Source organism: Eubacterium ramulus (assembly GCF_045002895.1).
Classification (GTDB): domain Bacteria; phylum Bacillota; class Clostridia; order Lachnospirales; family Lachnospiraceae; genus Eubacterium_I; species Eubacterium_I ramulus.
The window spans coordinates 2,278,723-2,296,758 of the sequence record NZ_CP173382.1 but is presented as its reverse complement, the minus strand read 5'-3'; the positions used below and the strand labels follow the sequence as shown (position 1 = coordinate 2,296,758).

General features: G+C 41.2%; 16 protein-coding genes and 6 tRNA genes. All 22 read left to right on the top strand.

Features of this window, described 5'->3' with window-relative positions; all coding sequences use genetic code 11:
* Positions 1-201: 201 nt before the first annotated feature.
* The 22 genes from ACIRUQ_RS10850 to ACIRUQ_RS10745 all read left to right on the top strand — a co-directional run bounded on the left by ACIRUQ_RS10850 (position 202) and on the right by ACIRUQ_RS10745 (position 17,980).
* On the top strand, positions 202-1,347 hold the full coding sequence (locus tag ACIRUQ_RS10850) for a hypothetical protein (RefSeq protein ID WP_156330972.1): 1,146 nt from the start codon (positions 202-204) through the stop codon (positions 1,345-1,347).
* Positions 1,348-1,365: 18 nt separating this feature from the next.
* Entirely contained in the window at positions 1,366-1,941 is a 576-nt protein-coding gene (locus ACIRUQ_RS10845; protein ID WP_055290316.1) for an NUDIX hydrolase, read from the top strand.
* 152 nt (positions 1,942-2,093) lie between these two features.
* Entirely contained in the window at positions 2,094-2,351 is a 258-nt protein-coding gene (locus tag ACIRUQ_RS10840) for a hypothetical protein (RefSeq protein ID WP_022035446.1), read from the top strand.
* Positions 2,352-2,404: 53 nt separating this feature from the next.
* Positions 2,405-2,545: a hypothetical protein gene (locus tag ACIRUQ_RS10835; RefSeq protein WP_154301419.1), complete on the top strand. Its 141-nt coding sequence runs from the start codon at positions 2,405-2,407 to the stop codon at positions 2,543-2,545.
* Positions 2,546-2,556: 11 nt separating this feature from the next.
* Positions 2,557-3,915 (top strand): M20 family metallopeptidase, encoded by a 1,359-nt coding sequence (locus tag ACIRUQ_RS10830; RefSeq protein ID WP_172679892.1) that lies wholly within the window; start codon positions 2,557-2,559, stop codon positions 3,913-3,915.
* Positions 3,916-4,328: 413 nt separating this feature from the next.
* Positions 4,329-4,844: a hypothetical protein gene (locus ACIRUQ_RS10825; protein WP_021740475.1), complete on the top strand. Its 516-nt coding sequence runs from the start codon at positions 4,329-4,331 to the stop codon at positions 4,842-4,844.
* Between the two features lie 274 nt (positions 4,845-5,118).
* The gene (locus ACIRUQ_RS10820) at positions 5,119-6,594 is read left to right on the top strand and encodes a TIGR02677 family protein (protein WP_055290317.1); all 1,476 of its coding nucleotides are present in this window, start codon (positions 5,119-5,121) and stop codon (positions 6,592-6,594) included.
* Positions 6,591-7,721: a TIGR02678 family protein gene (locus ACIRUQ_RS10815; protein WP_055290318.1), complete on the top strand. Its 1,131-nt coding sequence runs from the start codon at positions 6,591-6,593 to the stop codon at positions 7,719-7,721. The genes ACIRUQ_RS10820 and ACIRUQ_RS10815 overlap by 4 nt, the downstream gene beginning before the upstream one ends.
* 64 nt (positions 7,722-7,785) lie before the next feature.
* Positions 7,786-11,844, top strand: a complete 4,059-nt coding sequence (locus tag ACIRUQ_RS10810; protein WP_055290319.1) for a TIGR02680 family protein — start codon at positions 7,786-7,788, stop codon at positions 11,842-11,844.
* On the top strand, positions 11,834-13,150 hold the full coding sequence (locus ACIRUQ_RS10805) for a TIGR02679 domain-containing protein (RefSeq protein WP_055290320.1): 1,317 nt from the start codon (positions 11,834-11,836) through the stop codon (positions 13,148-13,150). The genes ACIRUQ_RS10810 and ACIRUQ_RS10805 overlap by 11 nt, the downstream gene beginning before the upstream one ends.
* A gap of 16 nt (positions 13,151-13,166) precedes the next feature.
* Complete coding sequence (locus ACIRUQ_RS10800) at positions 13,167-13,583, top strand: HAAS signaling domain-containing protein (protein WP_021740474.1); 417 nt, start codon at positions 13,167-13,169, stop codon at positions 13,581-13,583.
* 409 nt (positions 13,584-13,992) lie between these two features.
* Positions 13,993-14,187 (top strand): hypothetical protein, encoded by a 195-nt coding sequence (locus ACIRUQ_RS10795; protein WP_021740473.1) that lies wholly within the window; start codon positions 13,993-13,995, stop codon positions 14,185-14,187.
* 163 nt (positions 14,188-14,350) lie between these two features.
* Positions 14,351-14,719, top strand: a complete 369-nt coding sequence (locus ACIRUQ_RS10790) for a rhodanese-like domain-containing protein (RefSeq protein WP_021740471.1) — start codon at positions 14,351-14,353, stop codon at positions 14,717-14,719.
* A gap of 36 nt (positions 14,720-14,755) precedes the next feature.
* A complete protein-coding gene (locus ACIRUQ_RS10785) occupies positions 14,756-15,913 on the top strand; it encodes a class I SAM-dependent RNA methyltransferase (RefSeq protein WP_021740470.1) in 1,158 nt (385 codons plus the stop codon).
* An 83-nt stretch (positions 15,914-15,996) separates the two neighbouring features.
* A complete protein-coding gene (locus tag ACIRUQ_RS10780; RefSeq protein WP_044964730.1) occupies positions 15,997-16,605 on the top strand; it encodes an XTP/dITP diphosphatase in 609 nt (202 codons plus the stop codon).
* 84 nt (positions 16,606-16,689) lie between these two features.
* A complete protein-coding gene (locus tag ACIRUQ_RS10775) occupies positions 16,690-17,175 on the top strand; it encodes a metallophosphoesterase (protein WP_021740468.1) in 486 nt (161 codons plus the stop codon).
* 244 nt (positions 17,176-17,419) lie between these two features.
* Positions 17,420-17,494: transfer RNA gene (locus tag ACIRUQ_RS10770), tRNA-Pro, on the top strand.
* A 7-nt stretch (positions 17,495-17,501) separates the two neighbouring features.
* Positions 17,502-17,572: transfer RNA gene (locus ACIRUQ_RS10765), tRNA-Gly, on the top strand.
* Positions 17,573-17,599: 27 nt separating this feature from the next.
* Positions 17,600-17,673, top strand: a tRNA-Arg gene (locus ACIRUQ_RS10760).
* Between the two features lie 42 nt (positions 17,674-17,715).
* A tRNA-His gene (locus ACIRUQ_RS10755) sits at positions 17,716-17,789 on the top strand.
* Positions 17,790-17,819: 30 nt separating this feature from the next.
* Positions 17,820-17,891, top strand: a tRNA-Gln gene (locus ACIRUQ_RS10750).
* Positions 17,892-17,907: 16 nt separating this feature from the next.
* Positions 17,908-17,980: transfer RNA gene (locus ACIRUQ_RS10745), tRNA-Lys, on the top strand.
* The last annotated feature ends 56 nt before the right edge of the window (positions 17,981-18,036 follow it).

Below are 18,036 nucleotides of genomic sequence, written 5' to 3'. Positions count from 1 at the left end.
ATAGATGCTTTGAAACATCAGTTATTAGAATAGAAATAATACATATTGTTACTGCTTAATAATAAGCGAGATAGCATTTTTAGAATGCGTATGTTAGAATATAAATGATGATAAGAAATAGGAAATTAAAAAGATAAAAAAACAGTGTATTGGGTTACAATATAGAGGGCAGGTATATTTCTGTGGAGGGGGGACAAAAATTTGAAAAAGAGAATGGTGGCAATTTTATTATGTGTAGCAATGGCTGTAGTTAGTCTGACAGCATGTGGAAATTCAGATAAAGCAAACGATAAAGATAATGTATCTGCGGGATCAATTAGTGAAACAGATACTTCAAATAATACAAATAGTCCCAAAGCGGAACAAAAGGAAGATCAGATAGATTACATTCAGGCGGAGTATCGAATCATAGATGCAAAAGAATTGTATGTAACTGCAGATAACTTGGAAGCAACAACGGATTCCGATGGTAATGAGACATATATTAATACAGAAAATTACACAAATCAGAATGTGTGTGACGATAGAGATAAAGAAACAGTGTTGCAGCAATTGATGGCTTCACTATGCGGTATTGCAGGTGCCATTGATTTAGATACTGCCAGAAATGAAGGAGTATTCGATAATGTAACTGAAGATGGTGCAATGGAGCCGGTAGCATTTGTTGGCGCACCATGTATAGATGAGAATGGAACTGCATTAGGTGATACAGCACCAGTATTTCGAAAAGTATTTGACGATGAGATTTTGAATGATCTTTTTGCTTATAAGCCGGATTACGAGCTTGTAGAGGTAGACGGCGAGGATGAAAAATGGTATAAATTTACATGGAGTCTGGAGACAACCTATGAAAGTATTTATGCGGAATCTTATTTGCAGGAACTTGCTGGTAAAAAATCTGCGCTTCAAACTGCTGTGAAAGAGGCAAACAATGGCAGCGATACGATTGAATTAACCGTGTCTCCTGAGACTGTGGCAAAATGTCTGGATAAATATAATCTGGATGAGGGTTACTGGTTTGTATTTAATGGTCTGGAAGATTATAATGCGGCTTCCTGGAATTATGATGTGATGTATAACGGTGTTCGTTATACATCAACCGTGACAAATGATGATGTAAAAATCATGTTGGAGATAAATGGTGAGCCACAGACGGTCATTATGCAACAGTGGTATACAGACCTGTTGTTAGACAAAAATCCAGAGCTGACGACAAAGGAAGAAGCGTTCTTTGGCAGTGAAAAATATCAAAGTATTGCGTATTCTGAAGGAAGAATGCTGAAACTGGAACAGAACTCAAAAGCTGCATTTGAAGCTTGTGGATTTAAGATAGATGAGTACAGATAAAAAAGGAAGGATCATATTATGACACAACAGAAGCTGATTGCCAGTATCGAGCAATATCAGCCATATAACGTGCAGGAAGAAATGGATAAATCGCTCATTCTGGAGTGGATAAAAAATAATAACAACGCATTTTTGCGTGAAAATACCGTGGCACATATGACAGCATCTGCTTGGGTGGTAAATAATGTCAGAAGCAAAGTGCTGATGGTTTATCATAATATTTATAATTCCTGGTCATGGTTAGGCGATCATGCAGATGGTGAGACAGATCTGTTATCCGTGGCAATTCGCGAAGTAAAAGAAGAGGCTGGTATTTCTAATGTGCTTCCAGTGTCTGAGGATATTTTTTCTTTAGAATCGCTTACGGTAGACGGGCATTGGAAAAATGGAAAATACGTATCAAGTCACCTGCATTTTAATGTGACATATTTATTGGAAGCTGATTCAGAAGAAGCAGTTTCGATAAAGGCAGATGAAAATAGTGGTGTGGCATGGTTTGCACCGGAAGAGGCATTGGCAAAATCTACGGAGCCGTGGTTCGTGGAACATGTATATACGAAACTGATAGAGAAAGCCAAGCAACTGTATTTATAAGAAATAAGAAAGTAGTGAAAGTATGTTACAAATCTCTGTTTTGCATATAGCATAATATTTCTGTACTTCAATATAATTGCAATTGTAACAAACGAAAAATGTATGCTGACCAAAAAGTAGTTTTGGAAAAACAGATAGAAAAGAGGATAAGTATGAACGAATTATATGAATTGATTGAGCAAAAAATAAAGGAGTCAGGTTATCCAAGAGAGATTTCCGGGGAAGCGGTATACAATGATATCTGTGATCAGATTGAGGGCAAGGAGAATGGCATATATCTCCTTTTATCAAAATTTGAGGAAGATGTGATTTTTGAATACCATATTACAATCCGTGACGAGGATTTTAATCTTGGAATCCTGACAATGCGCACCCCGGAAGGCACATTTGAAGTAGATTTTGATGCATAAAACTTTATGTTATAAATACTGCTTTGCATCAGACGTAAGAAGCGCAGAGCAAAATGATTATTTTAATTTATAAAAATAAAATGCAGATTAGTGAAAAATATTCTGCAGGAAATTATTATATGAGCAAGCAGCAAAAGCGGGTTGCAAATGTCTGTTTTGCTAAAGGGAAAAATTCAAACGTAGTTTTGAAATAGTAGGAGGAACTATGGATATCAAAGAACAAATTCATGTATTATCAGAAGAGATGATTGAAAACTTAGGAAAGCTGGTAGCGGTTGATTCCCAACTTGGCACACCGGAAGAAGGGAAGCCATTTGGAGAAGGACCGGCTGAAGTGCTCAGTGTAGGATTAAAAATAGCAGAAGAACTCGGTTTTCACACCGTAAATCTGGACAACTATTGTGGTTATGCGGAAATGGGCGAAGGGGAAGAAATCGTAGGAATCGCAGGACATTTGGACATCGTGCCGGTTGGTGGAGATTGGAGTTATGATCCTTTTGTGTTGACACGTAAGGGGGATTATGTGTATGGTCGTGGAACGACAGATGATAAAGGTCCGGTGATCGAGGCTCTTTATGCGATGAAGCTGCTCCGAGATTCCGGTGTGAAGCTGAATAAACGAGTACGTCTGATCATGGGATGCAATGAGGAGACCGGTTCTAAATGCATGGAACATTACAACAAAGTTGAGGAGGAGTTATCCTGTGGATTTACACCGGATGCGAATTTCCCATGTATCCATGGTGAAAAGGGCCATATGTCCATGATGGCATATTCCAAACATACCAAAATTATTTCTATGAATGGCGGCTTTGTATCCAATGCGGTGTGCGATAGTTGTACAACCGTGATCCCGGCAGACATCGGTCTGAAAGAAAAATTGGAAGCAGCATTTGCTGATACAAAGCTTCAGGAGTATCAAGTAACGGAAGAGAATGGTCAGATTGAAATTTATGCAAAAGGTGTTCCGGCGCATGCCAGTACACCGGCACTTGGTATCAATGCAGCTGGTGTGACATTTGAGTGTCTGGAAAAAGCCGGATTTGAAGATGATTTTGTAAAATTCTATAATACACACCTTGGAACTTCCTGTGATGGAGCCGGAGTTGGTTTGAAATGTGAGGATGCCTACGGCAACCTGACGTTCTGTAATGGAATTGTAAAAACAGAGGATGGTGTGATTTCCTGTAGCATTGACATTCGAGTGCCGGTTACTTTAAAAGAGGCAGATGTACGCAAAATGTGTGAGGGAAGACTGGAAGATGAAAATGGCCGAATTGAGATAGAAGAAATCGGTGATCCGCTGTTTTTCCCGCGGGAATCCCCACTGGTAGAAGCGCTGTACAAAGCATATGTGGATGTGACAGGGGATACAGAGCATGAACCGATGGTGATCGGTGGTGGAACCTATGCAAAATCTCTGAAAAATATCATTGCGTTTGGACCGGAAAAACTGGATATAGATTATCATATTCACAGCGCTGACGAATTTATTCTGGTATCTGAAATGGAAGAAGCGGTTCTGATTTATATGGAAGCTATTAAAAATCTGCTGGCAATTTGAGCATGGTTTTGCACCGGCCAAACGAAGTGTAGATGTGCAGTGATTGTGAGAAGCGTAAGCTGACATACGCTTCCCGGAATCACGCTCCAAGTTTCATGTGTGTTTGACTTAAAGAACCAGTAGCAAAGAGGATTGCGAATGAACGCTTTTACGGAACAATTAGAACTGTTTGATGATTATGTAAACTTGTGCCAATGACAGAATATTTTGAAAGTTAAAGAAAAATTAAGTTTTCTCCTTTGTAAAATCTAAGTTGTATTTTCTATAATGTAGATGATTTATAAGAAAAATACAATTTCAGCCTAAGATTTCTTCCATTATTACAGGTGATGAGGAAAAGTGAAAGAAAATAATCGCTGTTGGGAAGAAGCTTTGTCTGTACATTTTTAGAAATCTGAAAGGGGAAACAGGGGATGAGAGCTTTTATTTTAGTAATACTGTCCTTGCTTTTGGGCATATCTGGCAGTCGACAGCTGGCAAATCAGTTCAGTACGGCGAATATGTCACAGACTTTACAGGTTGCACTGGCGCAGGGGGTAATGATTGAAAATATAGATACGCATGGTGGCTTTCATGGAGATGGACAGTCGTTGACAGTCTGGAAGTTTGATGATAATTCTATATTAGAACAGATTTTGACAGATCCTGACTGGAAAGAATTGCCAATGACGGACAACTTAGAAGCATTGCTTTACGGCGTAGTTTATGATACCGGGTTATCTATAACAGAAATTGGTCCATGTGTTGATTTTTCTGAGGAGCAGCTGCCGCAGATTCAGAACGGTTATTATTATTTTGTGGATCGCCAGGCTGAATCAGAAATGCAGCACAGCGATGCACAGATCATGGAGCGGGCATCCCTTAATTTTTCAATTGCGCTTTATGATGTGGATACGGATACCTTATATTATATCGAAGTGGATACATGATATCCGCTTTCATGCAGTAAGCAGGAACAGGCACAGGGCAATTATTCTGTGCCTGTTTTTTTGCGTTATTTCCGTTGAGAAGATGCCCACTTCTGCAAGTGGAAAGTAATAACATATTAAAAGTATGGAATAAGAATTATTTGCCAAGCCGGGATAAAATGTAGTACAGTAGAACAAGACGAAGTTCCGCATAACGGATGTGAGAAGACGCCCACTCTATAGTGGGTGAGCAACAAACTGATAAGAAATACAAAAGAAGAAGGGAAATATTAACATGGGATATCTGGGAGCGATTAACGAAACATCCTATCTGGCTGTTCCAAATGCACCTGTTTATCGAAAAATTATGAGGTGTTTTTATCGTGAATATGAGAAGATGCATTTCCAATTGTATAAAGAAGATGTGCTGAAAATGGTAAAACAGGATGAAGCGTTTCAGAATTATTCAATGGAAGCGTTGATACCGGATCTGGAAGCATTGGTCAAATGGAAAAATCTGACACCGATTCAGGATCCGGGAAAAGTATATACGATAGCGGATTATAAGAATAAACAGTATCGATATACGATGTCGGAATATGCGGTTGAGATTGAACGTCTGACGGTGCGACTGGAAAATCTCTTTCTTGAATCCGGAAATCTGTCAACAAACTTTTTTATAAGGTTGGAGAAAAGTTTGGAAGATATGGAGCAGATGTCGTATGCCAGCTTGAAAGAAATAAATGAATGGTGGGGACTTTTGCAGGAAGATTTCAAACGTCTGAATCAGAATTATCAGGATTATCTGAGAGATTTCTATTCCGGGAAGGCAGACCGCCTGATGAAATCCGTGGAGTTCGTTGTTCATAAAGATAAATTTATCAAGTATCTGAATGAATTTGTGCAGGAATTGCAGCATCATTCCAAACATATGGAACAGCTTCTGTCTAAAAATATGGCATTGATGGAGTCGGATATTTTGGAGAAAGTAATTGCAAGCGAGATGGATATTCCACATGCAATGCTGGTGGCACATGGAAATGCAGAACCAAGTATCCGGGAAAATGTTGTGGGAAAATGGAATTCCCTGAAAAACTGGTTCCTTGATTCACCGGATCGTGAGTGCGAATGTAAAAAAGTTTTGAAAATAACAAACGATATTATCCGAAATCTGATCCGGAATGCAGCTCTGATTGTACAGATGCAGAACTGGGGAATCAGTCGAAAGGATGATTATCGTAAGTTCCTGGAACTTTTTTTAAAATGTGATGAACTGGAAGAGGCACATTGTCTGTCAGCACATGTGTTTGGTGTACAGAAAATAGAGCATTTTAAGGTGAATGAGCCGCGGGAAGAAGACCGTATTAATCAGAGTGTTTATGAGGAAATGCCGGTAGAATTTTTACTGAAACCTCATACGCGAAATTACCGGGAGAAAAAAAGCAGAAATGGTTTTACAGATAAATCTGTGGAAAAAATGATGCAGAGAAAGCAGTATCTGGATCAGGCAGAGAAGCAAAAAGAAATTGTAATGCATTATATAAAGAATGGAAAAATTGATTTCTCAGAAATTGAGGATGTGATTTCAGCAGATACAAGAACCGTTTTTCTGCAGTGGATCACACTGGCAAACATGAGTTCTCAAAAGAGAGGAAGTACAGAGTATGGTCAGCAGTATCATTTATGTCGTAAAAAGGGATCCTGTGTTTTGAAATGTGAGGATGGGGATCTGACGATGCCTGAATTTATACTGGAGTTTGAAGAGTCATGAATGAAGTGAGAACGTTATTTGAAAATTTTTGGATCTGTAAAGACAGTGATAAAGAAACTTATTATAGAGTGAAGCGAGATATCCCGAATTTTCAGAAATTTATCAGAGAACAGTTAGGATGGAAACTGGCCCACACAGAAAGTCTGCTGAAACTGGAAAAAATTCCGGCCCATGCAGAAGCGTTTATGGGAATTGAAGAATTTACAGATTTAAAAGATTACTGTATTTTGTGTGTACTTCTGATGTACCTGGAAGATAAGGCAGAAGGAGAACAGTTTTTATTATCGGAATTGATAGATTATGTGGAGACACAGTTGAAAGCATATATGGAAGTTGACTGGACTTCATTTACTCAGAGAAAATCGCTGGTGCGGGTGCTGCAATTTATGGAAAAACTGCAAATGCTGCGGGTATATGAAGGAAAAAGTGAAGGCTTCAGTGTGCAGGCCGGTCAGGAAGTGCTGTATGAAAATACCGGTTATTCCCAATATTTTGCAACCAGTTTCCCGGTAGATATATCCGGCTATACATCCTGGGAGGATTTTGAAAAAAGTGATTTTGAAGAGTTTGAGGAAAGCAGGGGAACGGCCCGGATTAACAGAGTATATCGGCAGCTGGCCGTATGTCCGGCGTTGTACTGGGATAAAAACGATGATGCGGATGCGTTATATCTGAAAAATCAGAGACAGTGGGTGGCAAAATATCTGGCTGAAAATATGGGTGGTCATTTAGATATTTATAAAAATGCAGCATTTCTGTGCCTGGAGGCGGATGACTGTTATGGTGTTGTGCATCCAAGAGATGCCATGCTTCCGGAAGTAGTGCTTCTGGTGTGTGCGGAAATCCAGAAAGGGATGGAAGCAGGGAAAATAAAAAAAACGGAGAATGAATGCATTGTAATGGGGAACGCCATGTTTACGGATCTGCTGCGATTTTGCAGGGAAAAGTGGAGACAGGGCTGGAGTAAGGAATACCGGGAAATGGATGAGAAAAAATTTATAGATACGGTATATTTGTATATGAGTCATTGGATGTTGCTGAAAAAGGAAGGAACAAACGTGATTCTTTTACCGGCAACTGGCAGACAGACCGGATATTATCCAGGAGATTTTGTGGAAAAACAGTAATAAGATTCTCGGATTTTTTAAATGAAAGCTTCTGAGAGCAGATGTACATGACAGGAGAAGAAAAATGACAGATCGTTGGAAAATGCATCGTATCGGTTTCGTGAATTTCTGGTTATACGATGAGGAAGAATTTGAATTTGAAGATGGAAAGTTGCTGCTTCGAGGGCAGAATGGATCGGGAAAGTCTATTACAACCCAGAGCTTTATTCCTTTTGTGCTGGATGGAGACCGGACACCGAGCCGTCTGGATCCTTTTGGATCCAGTGACCGGAGGATGGAATATTATTTTCTAGGGGAAGAAGGAAGAGAAGAATCCACGGGATATCTGTTTTTGGAATTTAAAAAAGAAGAATCAGAAGAATATCGCACGATTGGTATCGGTCAGCGGGCCAAACGTGGAAAATCGATGGATTTCTGGGGATTTGTCATACTGGATGGAAGAAGAATCGGGTATGATCTGTGGTTATACAAAGAAGTAGGATCTGCAAAGATACCGTTGGATAAGAGGGAACTGAGGGCAGAGCTTGGCGAACAAAATTTTTATACAGACAGTCAGAGTGAGTATAAGAAACATGTCAATCAGTATGTCTTTGGCTTTCGAAAGGCAGAACAGTACGAGCAGTATATAAAATTACTGGTAAAGGTACGTGCTCCGAAGCTTTCCAAAGAATTTAAACCGACGAAGGTGTATGAGATTTTGAATGATTCCCTGCAGACATTGACGGACGAGGATCTGCGGGCTATGGTTGATGCCATGGAGAAAATGGATGAGATTCAAGATAGTCTGGATATGCTGAACAGAGCATTTTCAGATGTAAAGATCATACGAAATGAATACACCAGATACAATCAATTTATGCTTGCAAAGAAGGCACAGGTTTATCTGAAACGGAAACAGAATGTGGATGTGCTGCGTGGAGAACTGGATGCAGAGGAAGCACAGCAGAACCGGCGGGAAGAAGAACAGCGTACATGCAGTCAGCGACGGAATCAGTTAGAGGACGAAAAAAATTTGTTGCTGACGGAACGAAACGGATTGATGGATACAGATCTGGAGCAGATGGATCAGAAACTTGAGACAGCCAGAATACAGAGAGATGCGGCCCGTGAAGACGAAAGACACTGGGAAGAAAAAATTCAGGAATGCAAAGAACAGATTTTTGCAGGGGAACAGCAGCTGAAAGATATTCAGGGAAAACTGGAAGAAAAGCAGCAGAAGCTGACAGAACAAAAGGCAGCATTACAGGAAGAGCAGGAAACGCTTCAGTGGGAGCGGCACAGTCATGTGATTCGGTTGATGGAGCAGGAAAATATTGCGGCCGCAGATGAACTGATGAACAGTCTTGATGTCTTCAAACGCCTGCTGGATGTATGCCGGAAGACATTGCGGGAGTATGCGGAGATTATTCAAAGATATGATGAGGCTGCCAGACAGTCAGAAATCAGTAAAAAGCAAAAAATTGACGGGGAACAGAAACTTGATCTGGCACAGCAAAATGTTGTTCAGTGTATCGAAGCGTGGACTACAGATATTTTCGCAGCAGAGAAAAATGCAGAGGAATGGCATCCGGAGCATAAAGTATTGGAAATTGTTGAAAGTAAGATCAAAGAGTATCAGAGTGTGGAAGATGCAGGTGAAATACAGGAAATCCTGCGTAATGATTATGAGCAGCAGCGGCAGCAGCTGGCAGATATCAGACAAAAATATGGTTATGAACAGAAGCGGCAGCGGCAGGAACTGGCAGAAGTACAGCAGGAACTGGAAAACATCCGGAAACAGGAAGAGCTGGAGCCGGATCGGGATGATGCCTGTGTCCGTTCCCGCATTTCTTTGCAAAAAATTGGAATTGAGGCGGTTCCATTTTATAAAACAGTGGAATTTGCAGACGGATTAGAAGAAGAGGCGAGTGCAAGGCTGGAGGCACAACTGGAAAAAACAGGAATGCTGGATGCCCTGGTTGTGGCGGAACATGATTATGAGGTATTGATTCAGAAATGTCCGGAATTTTTGGATACGGTACTGTACGCAAAAAGAGCGGGAACTTCAGATTTCGCAAAGCTTGTGGTAAACAGAAATATTTCAAAATCATTGCAGGAATCGGTGGAGCGTATTCTGAGTAATATTCATGAAATCAAAAATACGGAAAGTGGAATTTATCTCGGAACGGACGGTTGTTTTCGCCAGGGGATTTTGAGTGGAAAAGCAGATAAAACAGGATCTGCCGAGTTTGTAGGCGTGCTTGCACGAAAACAGCGCAAGGAGGCAAAAATACTTGAACTGAAGAATCATATTGTAACACTGGAAGCTGCCATCCGTGAAATTTCAGAGAAATATCAAAAGGTGCAGGACAGAATGGAACTGCTCTGGCAGGAGTACCAGAATCTGCCGGGATTTTCAGCGTTAAATACTGCACTCCGTGAGGAGAAAGAATGTAATCTGGTATTAGAACATCTGAGCCGGGCATATGCAGAGGCAGATAAACGGGCGCAGATTTTAAGTCAGAAGAAAAACCAGAAGTATCAGATGGTATTGAAACAGTGTGCGGCATTTCCGTACAGCCGGACGCAGGAGGCTTATGAGGAAGCGGCAGAGTGCGTCGTGACTTACCGTGATATCTGTCAGGAGGCAAAACAGACAATCATACAGATTCATAATGCACGAGAGCAGTATCGTGACCGGGAAGAGCGGATTGTCCTGGCGGAACAAAATATAGATGAAGCTTTTGTGCAGAAGCGAAAACAAGCCGCAAGAGTAGATCAGTATACGGTTCAGATTCAGCAGATTGAAGAGTATATGAACAGTCCGGAGATTATCCAGAAAGCTGCCAGACTGAAGACAATCAGAGAAAAGTTAAATAGTATTGAGACAGAGCGGGAAAAACTTGGACAGAGGTTGGCCGTTCTTCAGAATAAGATGCAATCTTATATGGATACGATACCGGGGAAAAAGGAGCAGCTTCGCAACCTTATTCTGGAAGAGACGTGTTTGAAATCCTATTTTGAGGAAGAACTTTCTTTGAAACTGGTATTGGAAGCGGGGAATGGAACGATATCAGAATGTGCGGAAAAAGCGGTTCGTCTGTGGCGGGAAAGTGACAGAAACCGTGAAGCAGGAGATATGCTGCAGGCTTTATACCAGGTGTATCAGCGACATAATGGCAGCCTGACCAATTATGGTACATCGTTGGAGGAATGTTTTGGTGACATTAATACGGAAAACACCGTGACGGATGCAATTCGGAAACGCGTGAGAGTCGCTTCCGTATGGAATGGTAAAAAGGTATATCTGGAAGAATTTTATCGTATTCTGAAGTCTGCAATTGAAGAAACTGAGTTGCTGATACAGGCAAAAGACAGGGAATTGTTTGAAGATATTCTGTCACAGACCATCAGCCAGCAGTTGACAGACCGGATTGCAGAAAGTAAAAAATGGGTGACAGACATGTCTGTGTTGATGAAGCAGATGGACACATCCATGGGGCTGCATTTTTCCCTTGAATGGAAACCACGTAAGGCCGAAAATGATGCAGAACTGGATACATCTGAATTGGAGCAGATATTGCTCCGGGATCGGGAACTTCTGACAACAGATGATATTGAAAAAGTAGCTGCTCATTTCAGAAGTAAAATCCGAACAGAAAAGCAGAAAGTGGAAGAAGCCGATGGCATGATCAATTATATGGATCTGGTTCGTGATGCGCTGGATTATCGCAAATGGTTTGAATTCCAGATGTTTTACCGGAAAACAGAGGAGTCGAGGAAAAATCTTACCAATGCAGCATTTAACCGGTTCAGTGGTGGTGAGAAAGCCATGGCGATGTATGTTCCGCTGTTTGCGGCAGTAAATGCCCAGTATCAGAAGGCAGAGTATAAAGATCATCCACGGATGATCGCACTGGATGAGGCGTTTGCCGGTGTAGATGACAAAAATATCAGCAGTATGTTTGAACTGGTACATAAACTTGATTTTGATTATATTATGAATTCTCAGGCATTGTGGGGATGTTATGAAACAGTCAATAGATTGAAAATAGCAGAACTGGTAAGACCACAGAACTCGAAAGTGGTTTCAGTGATTCACTATACCTGGAATGGACATGAGAGGATATTGGATGTGCAGTAAGGAAAAGACTTGTGCGGAATATCTTAGGAGTAAGCCGGAACTGGAACGATGCATCAGACAGTTAAAAAAGAAATGGTTATCCTTTGGAAAAGTAACAGGAAACATTATCCTTAAAAATGCGTCGGAACAAGAGCGGCAGGCGGTAGGAGGTATTCTTGGGAAAAGATTCTATGAAAAGGATATCCGTTTTTCCTGTTCTGATTTTGAGCATGCGTTGCAGAAATCCTGTTACGGACCGGTTGAGATAAAAGGGGTACTGGAAGAATATTTTCAGGAAACACTGGTTACAAATCAGGAAAAGACAGTGAGAAAAGAAGAAAAAAAACACCGTTTTCTGATGGCGATAAGAGAATATATGGCAGAGATTTCAGATGAAAAATCGCTTGTGTATTTATGGAGTCTGAAACTGGAATCGGACAGAGTATATGGATATCAATTGCTGATGAAAGAATATTATAATGATCCGGATCAGGCATTGTTGTTAATGCAGCAAGTGGGCAGAGGATGGACGGTATTGGAGCGGTATCAAAAATCAGGAGAAATGTATCCATTGGCTGTATTTGCAGCAGAGGTGACCGGAAATCCGCATTTTTTTGACCGAAACACAGTTGCGGGACAGCTGCTCATGCATCTGATCTGTTATGCGTCAGGAGCGGATCTGCCGGAAAATGCACATCATTGGAGAGAACGGCTGGAGGCGGTGTGTATCGTTTCAGATAACCTTTCTTCTATGATACATGCCTATGGCTTACATTTGCGCACAGGAAAACAATGGCATCCGGCATATGAGGCTTTTTGTCAGTTAAAGCAACCCTGCGTAGTCACAATGGAAAACCTGCAGGGGATAACGGGAGCATCCGCAGAACATAACCGGGCCTATATTGTGGAAAATGAAATGGTATTCAGCTATCTGATCAGTCAAATGGAAGATGAAGAAGTTACCTTGTTATGTACTTCGGGACAGCCACGGACGGCAGCGTTAAAATTGATCTCGCTGCTTCTGGCGGAAGGGACAGAGCTATTTTACAGCGGAGATATTGACCCGGATGGCGTGCGGATTGCTGAAAGGCTGTGGAAAAAATTTGATGGCAGGATTCATTTATGGAGAATGGAAGCGTCAGATTATAAAGCGTGCCTTTCGAAAGAAACTTTTGGACCGATCGGAAATTCCAAGCTGGATGGTCTGGAGCATCCGCAGTTGAAAATAACAGCAAAAGTGATGAAAAATAGAGGACTATGCGGATATCAGGAAAATATTTTGCAAGACTTGCTGACAGATATCAAACAAAGCGATAAAGTAAAATAGAAAGAGGAAGAGAAATATGGACGATTTTTTATACATTTTGAAGCTGCAGCTGGAAGGTCGGCTGAGTGATGAGCAGATTACGGATCAGATGCATATTTATGAGGATTATATTCAGGAACAGCTGGCAGGCGGCAAGACAATGGAACAGGTTATGCGCAAACTTGGAGATCCGGAAAAAGTTGCGGATATGATCGTAGAACATTATGAGAAGCTGGAAAGACAGCAACAGCGGGAAAACATTGGGAATATGACCGCAGATGAGATTAATGCCAATGTACAAAATCCGGAACATGGATTTCATGCAGAATTTATCGAAAATGAAGGATGGGATGTCCGGATTGGAAAACTAAAACTAAATACATGGTACGGAACACTGATTATTTTAGGAGCAGTTCTTGGTATTTCTATTCTGATATCAGAAATCATGCATTAAAATCGAAAAAAATATCTGGTGGTTTATATGATGAAATGTCATGAGGTTGGGGTCAAAAGATGCCATACGAATTGTTCCGTACTTCGTACTCTCACAATTCTACCCAATATTCGCATATCGTGGAATAAAATTGTTAATAAAATAACAAAATGAAAAATAAAATGACCAATGGGAAACATTGGTCATTTTAAGGGGAGTATAAATAATTAATAAGGGGTATAATTGAAAAGAATATTGAAGGGAAGATTCTTTTCAATTTGAATTATATAGCATTTGATAAGAAATTGCAAATAATTTAACAAACTTTTTCTGCGAAATTCACTTAAATTTCAGGCAAATTTTTCCATGAATAGAAAAAGAAAAAGTTAGCATACTACACCTGTAAAAACAAAACAGGAGGAATCATACAATGGCAAAAAAATATATGTCTGAAAATGATTACAAAAATGCTGACTACACAAATGGATACGCCAAAAATGAGGCAGATAAGGCAACTGACAAGGGGCAGAATAAGGCTCAGAATAAATCTCAGAACAAGAACAGTACGAATTATTCCGAAAACTGTGGCAAGAATTCTTCTAATGCAAACAGGAACTGCCGTTAGTCAGGACAAGGTACAAACTGCTGAAAAAAGGCATATGATAAAATAACCGAAGGCGGTTAGAAAGCAGAGAAAAGGCGGGCTGCATGACGGTCTGCCTTTTTTTCGTTCATTGACGAAAATAAATCGAGTTTTATAGCATAAAAATAGAAAGGGGAAAGGAGATATGGGATTATGTCTGATCAGCTCGAAAGAAATCAGTGAATATCGGCGCAGGTGGAATGCCATGCTAGTCGATCTGCGGAATCCAAAGGCTTACCGCCAGTGGCATATACCGGAAGCACAGAATGTGCCATTGGAGGAACTGGAATTATTTATGGAGCAGGTTCCAAAAAGCAGACTGGTGATTTTTTACTGCCAGTATGGTAATACAAGCATTCAGGAAGGATGCCGGTATGTAAAACGTGGATACCGGATCTGTTCAGTCGCAGGCGGTATCGATGCGTATCGTGCGTGTGAACTGCAACTGTACAAGGGGAAAGTATTACACGAGGAGAAGAGTTATATTGACAGCATAAATAAGAAACGATTATAATATTTACAAATAACAAAAGATAGCAGGAGAAAAGTGATGGAATTACAGCAATTTATTTCGCCCTGTCATTTCGGTATGGAGGCAATTCTTAAACGGGAAATTTATGATCTGGGATATGATATTGTCAAAGTAGAAGATGGCAGGGTTACATATGAAGGTGACATGGAGACAATCTGCCGGGCAAATATTCATTTGCGGACAACGGAGCGTGTACTTTTAAAGGTTGGAGAGTTCCATGCAGAGACTTTTGATGAATTATTTGAAGCAGTAAAAGCAATTCCATGGGAGAATTATCTGCCGGTGGATGCAAAGTTCTGGGTGACAAAGGCATCTTCCGTAAAAAGCAAGCTGTTTAGTCCATCTGATATTCAGTCTATTGTAAAAAAAGCAATTGTAGAACGATTGAAGCAGCACTACGGTGTGAATTGGTTTGAAGAGACAGGTTCTTCTTACCCGTTGCGTGTATTTTTGAATAAAGATGAAGTGACCATCGGAATTGATTCTTCCGGAGAATCTCTGCATAAGCGTGGATATCGTGTGTTGAGCAGCAAAGCACCGATCACAGAAACACTGGCAGCAGCTATGATCATGCTGACACCATGGAAAGCTGACCGCATTCTGGTGGACCCGTTTTGCGGAAGTGGAACGATTCCTATCGAGGCGGCGATGATCGCTGCAAATATCGCACCGGGCATGTCACGGACATTTCTGGCTCAGACATGGAACAATCTGGTTCCGATGCAGCTGTGGAATGACAGCTTTGAGGAAGCAAAAGAGCTGGTAACTACTGATATTGAGACAAATATCCAGGGATATGACATTGACGGGGAGATTATCCGTGCAGCCCGTGACAATGCAAAGCGTGCCGGTGTGGATCATCTGATCCATTTTCAACAGCGTCCGGTAAGTGAATTGAAGAATCCGAAAAAATATGGTTTTGTCATTACCAATCCGCCTTATGGCGAGCGTTTAGAGGAAAAGGAAGCACTGCCGAAGCTGTATCGTGAGATTGGGGAAGCATTTGCCGGTCTGGACAGCTGGTCAGAATATCTGATTACTTCTTATGAAGATACGGAACGTTGTATTGGTAAGAAAGCAGACAAGAAACGGAAAATTTATAATGGTATGCTGCGGACAAATCTGTATCAGTACATTGGTCCGAAACCGCCAAAGAAGAAACGGCCGGAAGCGTAGAAAATAATTGCTTTTTTGCGTGTGAAAAAAGGGATGAACACGGCATGATACATAAGTTACGACAGAAAAGAAGGACAGGCAGAATGAAACAGAGAATTATATTTGCAACAGGAAATAAAAATAAGATACGTGAAATCCATGAAATTCTGGGAGATCTTGGCTGGGAAATCCTTTCTATGAAAGAAGCCGGCATTGATCTGGATATCGTGGAAGATGGAACAACCTTTGAAGAAAATGCATTGATCAAAGCAAAAGCAGTGGCAGCACAGTGCAATGATATTGTACTGGCGGATGATTCCGGACTGGAGATTGATTATTTGAACAAAGAGCCGGGCATCTATTCCGCTCGCTATGCAGGGGAAGATACTTCTTATGACATTAAGAATCAGATGCTTCTGGATCGCCTGCAAGGCGTACCGAGGGAAAAACGTACCGCACGTTTTGTCTGTGCCATTGCAGCTGTTGTTCCGGGACATGAGCCGATTGTAGTACGTGGAACCATTGAAGGGTATATCGGAGATAAACCGGCGGGAGAAAATGGATTTGGCTATGATCCGATTTTTTATGTACCGGATCTGAACTGCTCTACAGCGGAATTATCACCGGAAGAGAAAAATGCAAGAAGTCATCGTGGTAACGCTCTTCGGGCGATGCGTGAGGAATTAAAGCAGTATATATCAGATGTGAGATGACTCTCCCCTTTGCAGATGGTGAGCAACAAGAATGCCGAGGGCATTCTTGAATAGATTGAGCAAAAGTTGTAGAATGGAGCATATATGAAAGTTTTGATTGTGAGTGATACACATGGAAGACATGCAGGGATTGAGGAGGCTATCCAGCGGGAATTTCCGTTTCAGCGTCTGATCCATCTGGGTGATGCAGAAGGATACGAAGATTATATTGCTGATTTAGCAGAATGCCCGATTGATATTGTTTCCGGAAACAATGACTTCTTTTCTGATCTGCCGGATGAAAAAATCGTATTTATCGATGATTTCCGCGCATTGATCACGCATGGTCATATGTATGGTGTATCCATGGGGTATCAGCGTATTTGGGAAGAGGGACTTGAACGGGGCGTGGATGCAGTGATGTTTGGACATACTCATCGGCCGATGTTAGAGGAAGATGAGGATCTTATCTTGCTGAATCCGGGAAGCCTGTCTTATCCGCGACAAAAAGGACGGCAGCGTTCTTATATTGTTATGGAAAAAGAAAACGGGAAAAAGCCGACATTCGAGATCCGTTATCTGGATGAATAGCAGATAATATTGGTCCATAGATACTGTCAAAAACGATAATTATTAACTTGAGTTTTGTAAATTTTTTTGAAATACTTTGATTTTTATATGTCTAAAATACCCGCAAAGCCGCAAAATAAAGGCTTTGTGGGTGTGAAAAAAGTTTTTTAAAAAAAATAAAAAAAGTTGTTGACAAAATACGATGTTTGCCATATAATAATTCTTGCGTCGCGGGTAATACAGAAGCGGATGCGAAAGAAAAATACGGGGTGTGGCTCAGCTTGGCTAGAGCGCCTGGTTTGGGACCAGGAGGTCGCAGGTTCGAATCCTGTCACCCCGACTTATATGCGGGTGTAGTTCAATGGTAGAACACCAGCCTTCCAAGCTGGATACGTGGGTTCGATTCCCATCACCCGCTCTGTTATGAAAAATCTCATAACAATGTGTGTTCGTAGCTCAGCTGGATAGAGCAACGGCCTTCTAAGCCGTGGGTCGGGGGTTCGAATCCCTTCGAGCACATTGTCAGGAGTTTTGCCTGATACCCAAAGAAATTTGGACATGGTGGGTATAGCGCAGTTGGTTAGCGCGCCAGATTGTGGCTCTGGAGGCCAAGGGTTCGAATCCCTTTATCCACCTTAAAATTACTCCTGCTTGGTTGTAAATAATGGGCTATCGCCAAGCGGTAAGGCACAGCACTTTGACTGCTGCATTCGCTGGTTCGAATCCAGCTAGCCCAGTTCAATAAATTCATATGGGTGTGTAGCTCAGTTGGTAGAGCACTTGACTTTTAATCAAGTTGTCCCGGGTTCGAACCCCGGCACGCTCACTCTTAAAGAACGCAGTAGCGTTCTTTTTTTGTGCCGAGGTTCGAACCAAGGTTCG